The sequence below is a fragment of the Phycisphaeraceae bacterium genome (assembly GCA_020851465.1).
Lineage (GTDB): Bacteria > Planctomycetota > Phycisphaerae > Phycisphaerales > Phycisphaeraceae > JADZCR01.
Map to the genome: position 1 here is coordinate 59,605 of JADZCR010000017.1, position 14,289 is coordinate 73,893.

The window sequence follows — 14,289 nt, forward strand, 5'->3', positions numbered from 1 at the left end:
TTTACCGCGACGATTTTTTTTCTGATCGCTCCGGAGCCGCGCGGAAGCATGTCACGAGATGGTCATTCGTCATGCCCACGGCCTGCATGAACGCATAGCAGATCGTCGGCCCGACAAACTTGAATCCTCTGGTGAGCAGGGCTTTGCTCAGGGCATGCGATTCAGGTGTTGTCACGGGTATGTCCTTGAGCGTTTGCGGGCGCAGACAGATCGGCTTACCGCCCACAAAAGACCAGAGATAAGCATCGAAAGAAAGGCGTTGACGGCGGAGTTCCTCCTGAAGTGTCAGAAATGCGCGGGCATTACCGATGGCTGCGGCCACTTTGGCGCGGTTGCGGATGATGCCCGGGTCCGTCAGGAGTTGTCGTACTTTGCGAGCGTCGTATCGAGCGATTTTTTCGGGATCGAATCCATCGAATACTTCTCGGTAGCGGTCCCGCTTGCGGAGCACCGTATCCCAGCTTAATCCGGCCTGTACCCCCTCAAGGATGAGCATCTCGAACAGTCGCCGCTCATCATGCAGCGGGATACCCCACTCGTTGTCGTGATAGGCAGTCAGTCGATCGTTCGTAGCCCATGGACATTTCATAGTCGAAGGATTGTCGATGGTCAGCGGTTGGTTGGCAAAGTTCCGAGAATCTTATTTTCAAACGATTGTCGGCGAATCAACATTCCCCGGCTACGATTGCAAGTGATGAAGAAAACACCCTTAGGTAAAACCGGTCTTCAAGTGACAGCACTGGGTTTCGGCGGGGCGGAGATCGGCTATCTCGCCACCGACAAGGCTCGTGTCAGCAGCATTCTTAACCTGCTCCTTGACGAGTGGGTCAATGTTATTGACACCGCTGCCAGCTATCACGGTTCCGAAGAACTCATCGGCCAGACGATTTCGCATCGCCGTGGTGAATATGTGCTGATTTCCAAGTGCGGCGGTTCGGTCCCGCAGGTGGAGGGCGAACCTTGGTCGGAGAAACTCATCACGCAGACGATCGACCGCTCACTCCAACGGTTGAAGGTGAATCGGCTCGATGTCATGTTGCTGCATTCGTGTGATCTGAAGGTACTTCGTCAGGGTGAGGCGGTTGGTGCGCTGGTCAAAGCACGCGAGGCAGGGAAAATTCGCTTCGCTGGTTACTCCGGTGACAACGAAGCAGCTGCCTATGCAGCGACGCTTCCCGATATCGCTGTGATTGAAACTTCCATCAACATTGCCGATCAAGCCAACATCGATTTAGTTCTGCCGGCAGCGCGAAAACATAACGTCGGCATCATTGCAAAACGTCCACTCGCCAATGCACCCTGGCGGAGTGACCACAGCGGCGTGTATGCAGGCTATGTCAAGACCTACAAGGAGCGTTTTACCGCAATGGGTCTGAACCTCGCTGACCTCGGCTACGCTAAGGTGAAGCCCGAGTCCGCATGGCCGGGGATTGCGCTGCGGTTTACGCTCTCGTTTCCGGAAGTCAATACCGCCATCATCGGCACCACAAATCCTGTAAACGCCAAAGCCAATGTCGAGGCCGCCGAAAAAGGCAGTCTGGATCCTGAGGCAGTAACGAAAATACGTGCTGCATTCGCAGATGCTCAGCGGCAGAGCGGGCAAACCTGGACCGGGCAGACTTGACCATCTAACCCGACAATCGCATTTGCCTGTACCGTCAGCATCAACCAAAGAACGAATCCGCCAATACGTTTTCGTTTACTTTGCCGAAGGTCTGCACCTTGCCTGTCTGCACATTCTGAAGACTCACGACGGCGGGAGAAAACAGCAGTGGATCAATTTTGTAAAAGTCGTACTCGTAGCGTTTGAAGATTTGTTTGAAAGGCTCGCCGTAATCCGATGACGCGCAGGAGGGCAGTTTAGTGCCGATCTGGGCAAGAGATTCGTCGTCACCGGTGACACAGAGTGTGACTTCACCGCCGTAGAGAACCGCGTCGTTTGTCCGTCCAATCGCAGCGAGATCGTTTTTTGCGACCGGCGGCAGCGTCGCACTGCCGAAGCCAGCAACAACACGACTAAGATCGAAGCGAAGTGTGTGGAGTTTATGCAGCGCGGTCTCAACACTCCGGGCGACGACCTGCACCCCGCCAGCTAAGCTGGCAGTGCGTGCCGCAATGAGTGTTAGGTGGGTGGGTAGCACACCTGTCTTTTCGCTGATGTATTGAACGACTTCAGCGGTCGGTGCTTCACTGGTTTCCAGCACCCCGACGGCCACAGAGGACTTTTCGCGCAGACCAATGTCGTTAAACAGCTCTTCTTTGCCATAGGCTGCGCGCATTGGACCTGAACCCATGGCGAAATACTTACCCACTTTGATCTGCCATCCCGCATATTGCGAGGCCATGCACCCAGCCAGTGGTTTGTCGCAGGTGACCGTGACTGCCGGCAGGGGGATGTTTTTGATCCGCGAAGGCACTAAGGCAACGCTTCCCAGGTCCGCCATGCAAGTGCGAGCGACCAGTAATCCTGCGCCAAAGCTGCCCGGTTGAGCCACACCGGAGTCGATGTACCGAGCACCACCAATGGTCTGTACGCTTACTCCCAGTTCGGCTGCCCGTGCTGCCAGTTCGTCGGCGACCCGCATCGCTCGCATGTTGAGGTTCAGTTCACCCACTGCCAGATCTCTCCTTTACCCAGCTCAAAATGGTCACCCGTGAACAGTCGCATCCGCTGAGGCAATCTGCCGCGCCTGGCGAGGATTTGCGGCAACTTCATGTCCCCAAGCATCAAACGAATGATCGGAAATGACACGGTGTCAAAGACGCCTTCTTCACGGAAGTTCGGCGTTTTCAAAACAGCGGCGTAAGGATCAAGCAGCAGCAGTGTGCCGCGCCTCATCTCAAGTCCTGGATAATCAAACGGCCCGCTCCCCAGCGCGATAGTTCCTGCGAGCATCCGATAGCCGGGACTCAAGCCGACTTCGCCGGCAATGGCGATGGTTCCACGCCGCATACGCAGGCCGACATGGTCGCCCGCGTTGCCTTGAATGATGATGCGGCCGCCAGTCATGCCGCGATCACGAGTTGTGTCCGGCCCGCCGACACGATCACCCGCACTGCCCCGTATATGGATCGTGCCTCCGCTCATCGATGCGCCGAGATCATCTCCCGCATCGCCTTCAACGATGAGCTTTCCCTGCTGCATCTGCGCACCGAGTCGATGGAGTCGCAGATCGGGACTGACTCGAAGCGTCAATTGCGGCTCACGCTGCGTCTCGATACCAAAAAGCTCACCCAGGGCCACATCCGTGCTGCCGATTCGGATTGTCTGTTGCCTCAGACTTTTTGTGTCGAGCGCACCGAGTGTGTCCGGCCGGAAGATGCTGCCATCGACTGGGTAAGGGGCCGCAGCGCCTTTCCAGGTGAGCGTGTATCCATTCATGGTTTGCCCCCGATTCGTTGCTGCTCACCTGCTGCTCCACTCATGACTTCATGCAGCCGGAAATGGAATTTGCCGAGGTTTCCTCCATAGTTACCTGCGCTGATCGCGATAATTCCCTCACCACACGCCGCCTCGATTCCCATACGCATTGCGCGATTGATGGCTTCTTTGGTCAGACCGTTTACGACAATTTCATAGACGCAGCCGACACCGTCGCGAAGTTTTGATTTACCGCGTGATCGAAGGGTTGGGCAGTATTCGTCGTTGGTCGAAGCGAACATTCCCTTGTAGCGTGAACCGACTTTTGAGCCGCTGCGCACAATGCCACCCGGAAAAGGCGTAATGACATCGGGTAGCGAAGCGATGGCATCCACTGCGCGGCGTGTGGCGGTGAGCGTTGTTTTCTGATCGGTACCGCAAACGAGAAAGTTTCCGCCGCCAATCGCCTTGACCGCACCGACGGAATCTTCACAGACAAACTCGCCGTCCATGACGGGAACGCGCCAAAACCGTCTGCCGCCGAGCACTTTGCTTTTTTGATGGCTGTCACCAAAAAAACGTAACTTTGCTCCAAGGGGGAGTCGGGCGGTGTCCTCTGTCACCGTCGTGTCGGTTAGACCGTCAAACACAGCGGTCGTCGGGCATGTCATTAAACATTGACCGACTCGGTTGGGCAGTGCCTTACCAAGTTTGTCAGCGTTGAAGGCAAAAAAGAGCAGCGACGCGCCGGCTCGGTCATCCGGCGTTTCCTCATCCGTATCTACATGGTCTGGATTTAACCACCGCTCGACACCAGCCTCTGTGTCACAGCCGATCACACTGGTCCCATAGCCGCAGACCTCCTGCGCAGCGATCTTTACCCAGTCGAGGTCGATGGCAGTTACGATCAACCTCGCCGCCCACATCCGGAAGGCTTCGGCAAAAGTGTCTTCGATAATGGTCCCGCGGATTTCCATGACAGCGCGATTGTAACTCGACGAGGTACGATGAAAGTGGCTGACAGGCGTCCGAATACATGAAAACTTACGCTGGTTCGGCTCAGCCCACCGGAGGGAAAGCAGATCAGTTGCAACGTCAGGAGAAAAGCCATCGGTCGTCGATCCTCGGTCATCGATCAACCATCCAAGTTAGTGCCACGAGTCGCGTTTGTGACCGGCACACTTGCTGAGCCTGCTCTACGGCGTGTAGTCGGTGGACTGGCGGAAAGCGGTGTTGTCACACCGTGTGTGCTGACGCTCAACATTCAAGTTGCTGCGTTGATGACTGCCGACTGGGTCGCGCGAAAGCTGGAATTACCCACGGGAGTGGCTGTCGATCGTGTCATCCTGCCCGGTCATTGCCGTGGCGATATATCGCTGATCGCGCAAAAGCTGGGAGTGCCGGTTGAGACGGGGCCGACTGACCTGCATGACCTGCCTGAGCTGTTTGGTCAAAAGCACAGCAGCGGTCATGATCTGGGGAAGTACGACATTGAGATCATCGCGGAAATCAATCATGCCGCCCGCCTGAGTATGGAGCAGATTATCGAGATAGCGGAGGGCTATCGTGCAGACGGCGCGGATGTGATCGACATTGGTTGTGATCCGATGCCGCCGGGAAGCGGGCGTGTCGCATGGATGGGAGTACGCGAGGTGGTCCGTCAGTTGCGGGCTTTGGAGTTTCGTGTATCCATCGACTCATTCCATCACGATGAGGTGGCCGCTGCCACTCAAGCGGGTGCGGAACTGGTGTTGAGCGTTAATACCTCGAATGCCACGACCGCCCAGGTTCATGGTGCACAAGTCGTCGTTGTACCGGATGAGCCGAAAACAATGCGCGGACTTGATGAGACGGTCGCGGTACTCGAAGCGCGCGGCATCCGATACCGCATCGATCCGATCATCGAGCCGATTGGCTTTGGTTTTGCCGAATCGCTTGGCCGATATCTCGAAACCCGCCGCAAGTATCCTTCAGCAGAATTGATGATGGGTGTCGGCAATCTGACGGAGATGACGGGAGTCGATTCTGCTGGTGTAAACACGTTATTAGCCGGCTTCTGCCAGGAAGTCGGCGTGCGGAGCGTGTTGACCACACAGGTAATCAACTGGGCACGATCGAGCGTCAGGGAACTGGATCTTGCACGGCGGGTGATGCGATACGCAGTAACACGTCAAACCCCGCCAAAGCGGATTGATGACCAGCTTGTCATGCTGCGTGATCCGAAGCTCCGCGTGGTTCCGGATGATGAATTGGCACAGCTTGCTGCTGGATTGACGGACCGTAATCTGCGGATCTTTGCCGCGGGCGGCAAGTTGCATGTGATGAACAAAGATTTTCACCTGACAGGAGACGATCCCTTCGAGATATTTGATCGTCTGCCGTCGGGGACGCTCGACCCCTCACATGCGTTTTATGTCGGCTATGAAATGGCCAAAGCGGTCACCGCTTTGACACTCGGAAAAAACTACACTCAGGATCAGTCGTTGCGATGGGGCATGCTGACACGTCAGGAATCGAGTGCCCATGAACGACGCAAGAAGGGACAGTAGTCCCGTGTCACACTCATTGGAGGACAAAGGCTGCTGAGTGTATGAAACCTCCCTATCCGTCAGACTGGTTATTACTCGAAGGCGTGATGACGACGCTGGCACCTGGCGATGCGCCGGCTGTGTCGCGGGTGAATATCGCACCCATGGGACCGATTGTTGATCCCGGTCTTACACGATTGATCCTTCGTCCGTTTAAGACTTCGACGACCTACCAAAATCTCAAGGCCACCGGACAAGGCGTGTTCCACATCACTGATGACGCTGCAATGATCGCCCGTGCAGCGATAGGAAAGATCACACCCGGTCCAGGCGTGCCGGTGCGAGCCGCGGAGGTGATCGAAGGCATCATCCTCATGGGTGCGTGTCGATTTTATGAACTGCGCGTTACGGAGCTTGAGGATCAGCAGGAACGAACGACGATTCGGGCGGAAGTGGCCCATGTGGGTGTGCTGCGTGATTTTCTTGGGTTCAACCGTGCTCGCCATGCGGTGATCGAAGCGGCGATTCTGGCGACACGTGTCCATTTGAGCGGCGTGGAGCCGGTGCTCGATGAGTTTTGTCGGCTACAGGTGATTGTGGACAAGACGGGTTCTGATACTGAGCAGCAGGCCATGGCAGAATTGCGCCGTGCGGTTGAGTCCCGTGCGATAGCCCGTTCGTAACGTAGAATGATGTACACAGCCAGCATTTTTCCGCATTCGGTTGTCATCCCAATTTCACGCCATGATTGAGGTCCGTACTCCAGCTCGATTGCACTTTGGACTGCTCGCGTACAGCCGCGATGATCGTCGTCAGTTTGGCGGAGCTGGTCTGGCGGTGCAGCGGCCGGAGGTGGTGGTGCGAGTCCGTCAGGCGGGGGTCGGTTCGACCGGATTTACCGCCACCGGCCCGCTTGCTGATCGTGCGAACGAGTTTGCGCAGCGATTTGCCGCCAACGCCGCCGCTGCGGGTTGGGGTGAGATTCCACCAATTGAAATCGAGATTGTCCGTGCGCCTCGGCCGCACACCGGCCTTGGAAGCGGCACGCAACTGGCGATGGCGGTCTCCCGTGCCATCACAAAACTCATCGAACATGATGATCTTTCATCGGTCGAGTTTGCAGCACTGGCCGGTCGTGGCAAGCGTTCAGCGATTGGAGTTCATGCATTTCATCATGGTGGTTTTATCGTTGAGGGCGGCAAACTGCCGTCATCAAAACTTTCACCCATGGTGATGAGACATCCCTTTCCGCAGGAGTGGCGGATCGTGCTTATCAGGCCCCGTGTATTGGAAGGGCTTGCCGGGGAAAGAGAGCACCACGCATTTGCTGATATGCCAGCGATCCCCACAGAACTGACCGCTCGGATGAGTCAACTCGTACTGCTGGGGTTAGCTCCCGGGTTGATCGAGCATGATATCGACGCATTTGGCCAGGCACTCTTTGAACTTCAGCAACTCGCCGGACAATGCTTTGCAACAGCACAGGGCGGTATCTACGCAGACCCGCTTCTGGCTCGGATCGTCGATCATGTACGCGGCACGGGGGTGCGCGGCGTGGGGCAGAGTTCCTGGGGGCCGACACTCTACGCAGTGATGAGTAACGAAATGTCCGCGGAAAAACTGGCGAACGATATAGAGTCAGAGTTTGGATTAGCCAAGACGGGCGAGGTGATCGTTACCGCTGCGGATAATCACGGATCAACGGTTCGGAGCATTGCTGCTTCCCGTGAGACGCGATAATTCATGTGATTTCAGCGGCTGCCGACTTCACCCGTCGGCGCAGGTTTTCCGTCGATCGTCCACAGATATGACAGCACCGGCCAGATTGTCGGCGGGAGGAGTGCCCGTACCATCGTTCTTGCAAGAGGTCTCCCCGCAAAGATGCCGATGATGCCGCCGACCACGTTGGCACCGGTGAGCAACCAGACGAAGGGCAGTGCTGCATCGATCTGATTCCGCATGTTGTTAATCATGTAAAGCCAGATCATCAGCACGGCGAGCGTAGGCCAGATCAAAGCCGCCAGCAGGAATGACCACCACTTCCAATGTGAAAAGCCCACAGTGCAGATTGAGGATGTCAGCAGCCCCAGCAAGAGAGAGAGCACAACGGCTGTTCCGACTACAGCTACCTTCGCCTCTGTTGGCACATTCGGTGCGCCATAGAGCATCCACATGCGAGCCTGATCGAACATCAGCGTGATGATGCCGACCTGGGCAATAACGATGACGGTTGCGGCACCCCAAGCTGCCGTTAGCCAGAGGAGCAGCAGGATGCGGCTGACGCGATAGAGCCAGAGCCGACCGGAGGTACTGGCGTCATTGGCAGCGTGAAACTTACCGCATTCGGGGCAGCGACAAAAAGGTACGGCTGTGCGCGGATCACGCCGTATCGGCACGAGCCGTAAGTTGTACCCGCATTGGTCGCAGAATCGGTCGGTCTCTACGTGTGTCAGGATGGGGAGTTGCTCGAACTCCTGAGCAAACGACGCAGAGGCGGAGTCTGAGGTGTCGGCGAGATGCAACGCTTGATTCATGGCTCTCACTCCGGGATATAGACCAGCCGGGCTGAAAGCAACGAGATGTACGCTGAAGTTGATACGTAACCGGGTGGGATGAGGTTTACGAAAATCGAACGGATCACACTCCGCGCTCGATTTGTGTTCGAGCCCAGGTCCACGCGGCAACGGTGCGCGGCAGGCCGAGCGTGTTCATAGCCAGGAGCACCGCCTGTTCGATTTCCTTTTCCGTGGCTCCAGCCTGCATTGCCTTGCGCACATGGCTGCGGACAGCCGATTCGAGTCCAGCTCCGATAGACAAGCCGATTTTGACTAGTTCACACGTTTTTGCGTCCAGAGGGCCAGCCGCGGCGACCGCGTGGGCGACTTGCTCATGGGCTTCACCGAGTTCGGGGAACTTCGTGATGAAGTCTTTGAAGGTAGCCGGCAGTTTGGGTTCTGGATTTGGCATCAGGGCATTGTATGCGGATTACGGCTGTCTTCTTTGTCGAAGTCGAGTCGGTTCGTAGTGGCGAGGGAATTTTCAAATAAAAAAGGTGGCTCGGCTGTGAAGCCGAACCACCTTTCGTTGTGATGCAAACCTAGCCGGATTCCCTGCCGAGTGCGGAGTGATCCTCCACAGAAGTCGTTAGGACTGTCACCGAGTGCGGAGTCGATCCGCTTCGGTGAGTTTGGCCAAGTTTGTGCTGATGCCGTTCGTGACCGATACAGGATCGGCACGTCCTGGATCAGTGCATGCTGTCCTGAACCTTCTCACCCGCTTCGTGAGCAGCGTCTTCCGCGTGCTCTTTAGCGTCCTTGGCTACTTCTTCAGCCTTTTCTGCTGCATCCTTGGCTGTTTCCTCGACCTTCGCAGCGGCGTCCTTCGCTGCATCTTTGGCTGCATCAGCGGTTTCCTTCACGGCTTCTTTAGCTTGCTCAGCCTTTTCGTGAACTTGCTTGTTCACTTCTTTGGCCTTGCTCGCAGCCTGGTCGATGGCGTTGTCCGTCTCGCTCTGTTCGCCACAGGCCGTCAAGCCAAGTAATGGCAGACCCATGAGTACCGCTACCAACATGATCTTTCGCATTCGTCAATCCTTTCCTTGAGCTTTCTCACCTATACCAGCTCGATCCAAGACCACGCTGGCCCCGGGCATCGACTGTTGACCATTGTAAAAAAATCCCCCGTCCGTGCTGTGAATCCGGGCATCATCTGCCCGGAGGTATGTCCCGGGTATTTTCCCGGTACTCCCATTCTAATCGGGATTGACGTAGGATGCAGGGCTGATTTATCTGTTTTTGATTCAACGGGGGGAAAGCCCCCGCGTCCATGGAGTGAACGATGAGCGGTAACCCCATGCCACCCGGTTCAGGCGGCGGCTTTGACTCCGGTTTTATCACCGGGGAGTTTCGACATCAGCAGGTTTCCGCACGTGTGCCCGATGAGGTTGCCCGTGGTGTCTTCAGCACCGGCGTGATCGTCCTGTCCAATCCCACCGAGTTCGTTCTCGATTTTCTGGTCCGCATGGCCCGACCGCACCAGGTCGTCGCTCGCGTCGTCATGGCAACCGGTGTTGTTCCCAGCGTGATTGCGGTACTTCGGGACAACATCCAGAAATACATCAATCAGTATGGGCCTATTCCGCCGTTACCAAAGCCCTCAACCGACCGACGACCGACCATCCAGGAAATCTATGACGACCTGAAACTGCCTGATGAGCGACTCAGCGGTGTATATGCCAACGGCGTGATGATCGGTCACACACCCGCCGAATTCTGTCTTGACTTCATCACGAGCTTTTTCCCGCGGTCGTCGGTTTCATGTCGAGTCTATCTCGCAGCACCTCATGCTCCGCGACTGCTTGACTCCTTAGCGCAGACTTTCAACGATCATCAAAAGCGGTTGCTTGCGGCGAGGCAAAACCTGCCGCTTGGGCAGCAACAACCTCAGCCCCCAAGCCCAGGCTCCATTCCACCATCGTCCCCCGGCACCCCTGATACGTCTGGAAAGGGTGGTGGAGATGCAACGGATTCGTCGTCATCGGCTGAGCACCCACCGACGGACGGTTGACAAGTTTTTCGCATAACAATTCCGGGAGACCGCAAATGCGCAGATTCACTAGCTTTCTCATGATGGTTGTCGCCGGACTTGCCATGATCGCGTGTGTTAAATCCAAAACACACAGCACAGCTTCACCGTCACCTGTTTCCGCGTCAGCTAAACAACCTGAGTCTGTTGTCCTGCCTGTTGCTGCGGCAGATAGGATGGAAGCAGAGACACCAGCCGCTCAACCACAATCACAGGAGAACCCACACATGCCCGCGGTACTTGACTACACGATGAAGAGCCTTGACGGCCATGACGTGAACCTTTCCAAATATAAGGGCAACGTCGTGCTGATGGTGAATGTTGCCAGTCGGTGCGGGCTGACCCCGCAATACAAGGGGCTTGAGGCCCTGCATGAAAAATACAAGGATCAGGGATTTTCAATTCTTGGGTTTCCTGCCAACAATTTCGGCCAGCAGGAACCGGGAACCAATGAAGAGATTCATCAGTTCTGTCAGAAAAATTACGGCGTCAAGTTCGATATGTTTTCCAAGATTTCCGTCAAGGGTGATGACAAAGCTTCGCTCTACAAATACCTGACAGAGCAGGATCCGATCGGTAAGACAAAGGGTGACATCTCGTGGAACTTCGAAAAATTTCTCATCGGTCGCAATGGTCAGGTTGTTGCGCGGTTTGAGCCTAAGACCACACCTGAGTCACCCGAAGTCGTCAAGGCTATCGAGATCGAGCTGGCGAAGAAGCCGTAAGAAATCGGGCTTGCTCGAATCCGTCTCTCGCGGACAGACATTCTGTGGTGCGCGCACAGCCGCCTCCTTCGTGTATGTGGAGAGAGGGTGGATTAGACACGAGCACCTCATGGTCTGGCTGGGCCTTGCGTGATGGTTTCCGGCACTTGGCAGCACCATTTCTTCCACGGCTTCCAGCGGCGTATGTAGGAAGTATTGGTCGTGATGTTGGTCATTGTGGATGCCATCGTGACCGATGTGTCGTAAGCGGCGGTATCCGGCCCGCCGTGACGACAGACAGCCCGTGGAAAGGGTGCGTGGTCGGTCATGACACGCCGCAGGTGATCCAGACCCAGCCCCCACGGCTCGTGGCACAACTGGCCGATGTGTACGAACCGTACCGCGGAATCCGTGAAGTACTCGTTATCCGGCGCGCCGAGATGTTTGCCGGCTTGATTGAAATATTCCAGCCGCCTTGCGCGGATAAACGCATTCATCTCCGGCGATTCGAAATGTCCCTCGGTACACCAGATCACGTCCGCTTTGTTACGGTCGAGTCGTCGGAACCCAACGCGACGGAAGCTATGTTCGACAGCCACCGCATTTCCCGCCGGGTCGCCATAAATCGCCGAATGTCTGCCCCAGTTATGCAGCGCGTACCGCGCGATCAGTTCTTCCAGGTGGCGTACGTCGCGCGCAAAGCGCAGGAGCGGTACCTGATTCACCGGCCAGGTGTCCTCAATCGGATCATCCAGAAATGTGCTGCACGAAGTGGCGCAGACTCCAGCGACACCGCGTTCATTGCCGACACCCCATTCCATGACATAACCAGTGCGCGGCCTGCGGAGAATGATCTTGCCCTGTCGAACGATGTTTGGTTTAAGTCGGCGGAACGGCTTGGCGGGACGGTGACGATAGCTGCGCGGCTTGGGCGGGGGAGCGGACTCCAGACTGTGCGCGCCGATCACACCGTCAGGGCCGACCATCAATGCCCCGGAGCAATGCCCTTCCTCCATGCGACGGCTCTGCGGAGGAAAGCACTGAAGACTGCGCCACCAGTTATCGTGAAGAACGCGCATCTCCAGGTACTGAAGTGTTGCTGCCTCCGCCAGCGGACAATCCGCCCCTTGTGCGAATCCGCGAAGATAATCAATCCGCTCGGGGTAAATATCAGCCAACTCGGGAAGTTGATTGAAGTCCGGCGGCGTCTCCAGCCTGTTGATGACGTATCTCTCAAGTCCTGCCTGGCTCATCGCACCCAGCGTTTCTCGCAGTGCAATATGCTTGAGAGCTGCTCGGATTGCCTGACGGACTTTTTGACGTCCCAGTTTCTTGCCCTCAGCCTGACCGTCATTGAAGGGGATGATCGGAACGATTTCAAAGTCAGGATGCACGCGGTATCTCCGGTTGATAGCGACCAATTGTGGTGAACTCAAGGTGAATGCGGCGAAGTTTACCCGTTTCCTTCCCTCCGTCGTGGTAATCTTCAATCTATGAAACCGCGTTCCGACCGTCGCCCTCCGATCGCCAAACGCCAACGCCAGCCGTCTAATTGGGGAAACATCGCAGATTGGTATGACAATCTTGTGGGAGAGGCAGGCAGCGAATATCAGCGCGAAGTTGTCCATCCCGGTGTGCTGCGATTGCTGGGAGCTCGGAAAACTCAGCGCGTGCTTGATGTGGCCTGCGGTCAGGGCGTCTTCTGCCGGCTGCTGCATGAACAGGGAATCAAAGCTGTCGGCGTAGATGCCGCGGCTGCATTACTCCACCTGGCACGCAAACGCAGCGACCCGGCTATCGAATATTTCAGTGGTGATGCGCGGGAGCTTGCATCCGTACGCGAACTGTCGGGCAGGACATTTGACGCGGCAGTGTGCGTGCTGGCGATACAGGACATGGACCCGATTGCCCCTGTATTTGAAGGCATCTTCCGGCTGCTGGTACCCGGAGGTCAGTTGGTCATCGCCATGATGCATCCGGCTTTCCGTATTCCCAAGCAAAGCTCCTGGGGATGGGACGTACAACGCGGTGTGCAGTACCGACGGGTTGATCGGTATCTCCTTCCACGCAAAGAGCCGATCATCACTCACCCCGGCAGCGCACCGACTCAGCATACGTGGACATATCACCGGCCGATTGAAGCCTATGTCAAAGCACTCACCCGTACAGGGTTCGTGATCGACGCCATGGAAGAATGGGTCAGTCACAAGATCAGCGACAGCGGACCTCGAGCTGTGGCAGAAAACACAGCTCGACGGGAAATACCGATGTTTCTCGCACTGCGTGCAAAAAAGATGTCGTAAGTCTCCGCCGCTGATCGGTTGGCTTTGCTATTGGATTGGTTGTTTGTTTCTACTCGACTTTTTTCCCGCCGCGCAGCACCGGGTACTGATCGCCCCAGGGCGTGCGTGTGTCAGCACGGACCATGCGGGGGGTGTGGTACTGCGGCACATAGGCGTAGCGGAATTCTCTTGAGGTGTTGGCACCGCTTCGGTGCAGCGTCAGGGAGCTGAAAATCACCACCGTACCCGCCGGCACTTCGACGGGAATCGCAGCGGAGTCGTCGATGCCCTTGGGTATCTTCTCGCCTGTGACTTCATCCCGCTCATGAGGCAGCAGACCAAGACGATGCGAGCCGGGAATGACCCAGACGCAGCCGTTATCGAGAGTGGCTGGGCCGATCGCAGTCCAGCAGGTGATGTATTCCACCGGGTCAGTCACCACGTAGCCGGAGTCCTGATGCCAGGCAAAGCTACGGCCTTTTTCAGGAGCCTTCATTACCACCTGGTTGTAATAAAGATTTGCATCAGGGCCGACAAACTTCGCGCAGGCCTCAAGGTAGATCGGACTCTTGATGAATTTCGTCAGCAATTCGCTCTTGCTGTGCGCTGCGCCGATGAATGGTCGTAACCGAGTCATCTCAATGAGTTTCTGATCGCCTGTCGCCTCCGCCTGTGTGATGGCTTGATTGTGTAATCGATGAAACTCGCCGATGACATCGCGCAGCTCCGCTGCACTCCACATCGGCTCGGTGATAAAAAATCCCTGTTCGTGAAACTGACGGACCTGCTCGTCGGTAATCATGCTCATATCGTGATTCTAGTAGAGAAAA

16 protein-coding genes are annotated in these 14,289 nt (G+C 56.3%); 7 read left to right on the plus strand and 9 right to left on the minus strand.

The features are described from left to right. Window position 1 precedes the first annotated feature (1 nt). Window positions 2-589, minus strand: coding sequence for a DNA-3-methyladenine glycosylase I (locus tag IT444_12935; protein MCC7193673.1), 588 nt, complete (start codon window positions 587-589; stop codon window positions 2-4). A gap of 105 nt (window positions 590-694) precedes the next feature. On the opposite strand from IT444_12935, the gene IT444_12940 reads away from it, so the two are divergent. Continuing rightward, window positions 695-1,624 (plus strand): aldo/keto reductase, encoded by a 930-nt coding sequence (locus IT444_12940; GenBank protein ID MCC7193674.1) that lies wholly within the window; start codon window positions 695-697, stop codon window positions 1,622-1,624. Window positions 1,625-1,664: 40 nt separating this feature from the next. On the opposite strand, the gene mch is transcribed toward IT444_12940, so the two are convergent. Genes mch through fhcD form a run of 3 tightly spaced genes read right to left on the minus strand, consistent with a single transcriptional unit; the run spans window position 1,665 to window position 4,338 of the window. Next, a complete protein-coding gene (gene mch / locus IT444_12945; GenBank protein MCC7193675.1) occupies window positions 1,665-2,615 on the minus strand; it encodes a methenyltetrahydromethanopterin cyclohydrolase in 951 nt (316 codons plus the stop codon). Continuing rightward, window positions 2,603-3,382: a formylmethanofuran dehydrogenase subunit C gene (locus tag IT444_12950; protein MCC7193676.1), complete on the minus strand. Its 780-nt coding sequence runs from the start codon at window positions 3,380-3,382 to the stop codon at window positions 2,603-2,605. Before IT444_12950 ends, mch begins: the two co-directional genes overlap by 13 nt. After that, on the minus strand, window positions 3,379-4,338 hold the full coding sequence (gene fhcD / locus IT444_12955; protein ID MCC7193677.1) for a formylmethanofuran--tetrahydromethanopterin N-formyltransferase: 960 nt from the start codon (window positions 4,336-4,338) through the stop codon (window positions 3,379-3,381). Before fhcD ends, IT444_12950 begins: the two co-directional genes overlap by 4 nt. A gap of 192 nt (window positions 4,339-4,530) precedes the next feature. Here fhcD and IT444_12960 point away from each other — a divergent pair, with 192 nt between their 5' ends. The 3 genes from IT444_12960 (at window position 4,531) to IT444_12970 (ending at window position 7,629) form a co-directional block, all read left to right on the plus strand. After that, window positions 4,531-5,910: a dihydropteroate synthase gene (locus IT444_12960; GenBank protein ID MCC7193678.1), complete on the plus strand. Its 1,380-nt coding sequence runs from the start codon at window positions 4,531-4,533 to the stop codon at window positions 5,908-5,910. 41 nt (window positions 5,911-5,951) lie between these two features. Further along, on the plus strand, window positions 5,952-6,572 hold the full coding sequence (locus IT444_12965) for a DUF447 family protein (GenBank protein MCC7193679.1): 621 nt from the start codon (window positions 5,952-5,954) through the stop codon (window positions 6,570-6,572). Window positions 6,573-6,633: 61 nt separating this feature from the next. Further along, window positions 6,634-7,629, plus strand: a complete 996-nt coding sequence (locus IT444_12970; GenBank protein MCC7193680.1) for a hypothetical protein — start codon at window positions 6,634-6,636, stop codon at window positions 7,627-7,629. A gap of 11 nt (window positions 7,630-7,640) precedes the next feature. Here the strand turns inward: IT444_12970 and IT444_12975 are convergent, their stop codons facing one another. From IT444_12975 to IT444_12985, 3 genes are all read right to left on the minus strand, one after another. Continuing rightward, window positions 7,641-8,423 carry a hypothetical protein gene (locus IT444_12975; GenBank protein MCC7193681.1) on the minus strand — a complete coding sequence of 261 codons (783 nt, stop codon included), beginning with the start codon at window positions 8,421-8,423 and terminating at the stop codon, window positions 7,641-7,643. A gap of 103 nt (window positions 8,424-8,526) precedes the next feature. Continuing rightward, a complete protein-coding gene (locus tag IT444_12980; GenBank protein ID MCC7193682.1) occupies window positions 8,527-8,856 on the minus strand; it encodes a carboxymuconolactone decarboxylase family protein in 330 nt (109 codons plus the stop codon). 277 nt (window positions 8,857-9,133) lie between these two features. Next, on the minus strand, window positions 9,134-9,472 hold the full coding sequence (locus tag IT444_12985; protein ID MCC7193683.1) for a hypothetical protein: 339 nt from the start codon (window positions 9,470-9,472) through the stop codon (window positions 9,134-9,136). Window positions 9,473-9,726: 254 nt separating this feature from the next. On the opposite strand from IT444_12985, the gene IT444_12990 reads away from it, so the two are divergent. Continuing rightward, entirely contained in the window at window positions 9,727-10,455 is a 729-nt protein-coding gene (locus tag IT444_12990; GenBank protein ID MCC7193684.1) for a DUF3467 domain-containing protein, read from the plus strand. Window positions 10,456-10,700: 245 nt separating this feature from the next. After that, window positions 10,701-11,198, plus strand: a complete 498-nt coding sequence (locus tag IT444_12995) for a glutathione peroxidase (protein MCC7193685.1) — start codon at window positions 10,701-10,703, stop codon at window positions 11,196-11,198. A gap of 107 nt (window positions 11,199-11,305) precedes the next feature. Here the strand turns inward: IT444_12995 and IT444_13000 are convergent, their stop codons facing one another. Beyond that, complete coding sequence (locus IT444_13000; GenBank protein MCC7193686.1) at window positions 11,306-12,571, minus strand: hypothetical protein; 1,266 nt, start codon at window positions 12,569-12,571, stop codon at window positions 11,306-11,308. Between the two features lie 99 nt (window positions 12,572-12,670). Here IT444_13000 and IT444_13005 point away from each other — a divergent pair, with 99 nt between their 5' ends. Further along, window positions 12,671-13,480, plus strand: coding sequence for a class I SAM-dependent methyltransferase (locus tag IT444_13005; protein ID MCC7193687.1), 810 nt, complete (start codon window positions 12,671-12,673; stop codon window positions 13,478-13,480). A gap of 49 nt (window positions 13,481-13,529) precedes the next feature. Here the strand turns inward: IT444_13005 and IT444_13010 are convergent, their stop codons facing one another. Further along, complete coding sequence (locus IT444_13010; protein MCC7193688.1) at window positions 13,530-14,267, minus strand: phytanoyl-CoA dioxygenase family protein; 738 nt, start codon at window positions 14,265-14,267, stop codon at window positions 13,530-13,532. Window positions 14,268-14,289 lie beyond the last annotated feature (22 nt).

Bases quoted from the DNA above. Each gene is read 5' to 3' on its own strand.
- IT444_13005 (MCC7193687.1), top strand. From the start codon at position 12,671: ATGAAACCGCGTTCCGACCGTCGCCCTCCGATCGCCAAACGCCAACGC.
- IT444_12990 (MCC7193684.1), top strand. From the start codon at position 9,727: ATGAGCGGTAACCCCATGCCACCCGGTTCAGGCGGCGGCTTTGACTCC.
- IT444_12940 (MCC7193674.1), top strand. From the start codon at position 695: ATGAAGAAAACACCCTTAGGTAAAACCGGTCTTCAAGTGACAGCACTG.
- IT444_12975 (MCC7193681.1), bottom strand. From the start codon at position 8,423: ATGAATCAAGCGTTGCATCTCGCCGACACCTCAGACTCCGCCTCTGCG.
- fhcD (MCC7193677.1), bottom strand. From the start codon at position 4,338: ATGGAAATCCGCGGGACCATTATCGAAGACACTTTTGCCGAAGCCTTC.
- IT444_12970 (MCC7193680.1), top strand. From the start codon at position 6,634: ATGATTGAGGTCCGTACTCCAGCTCGATTGCACTTTGGACTGCTCGCG.
- IT444_12980 (MCC7193682.1), bottom strand. From the start codon at position 8,856: ATGCCAAATCCAGAACCCAAACTGCCGGCTACCTTCAAAGACTTCATC.
- IT444_12965 (MCC7193679.1), top strand. From the start codon at position 5,952: ATGAAACCTCCCTATCCGTCAGACTGGTTATTACTCGAAGGCGTGATG.
- IT444_12950 (MCC7193676.1), bottom strand. From the start codon at position 3,382: ATGAATGGATACACGCTCACCTGGAAAGGCGCTGCGGCCCCTTACCCA.
- IT444_12935 (MCC7193673.1), bottom strand. From the start codon at position 589: ATGAAATGTCCATGGGCTACGAACGATCGACTGACTGCCTATCACGAC.
- IT444_12995 (MCC7193685.1), top strand. From the start codon at position 10,701: ATGCCCGCGGTACTTGACTACACGATGAAGAGCCTTGACGGCCATGAC.
- IT444_12985 (MCC7193683.1), bottom strand. From the start codon at position 9,472: ATGCGAAAGATCATGTTGGTAGCGGTACTCATGGGTCTGCCATTACTT.
- IT444_13010 (MCC7193688.1), bottom strand. From the start codon at position 14,267: ATGAGCATGATTACCGACGAGCAGGTCCGTCAGTTTCACGAACAGGGA.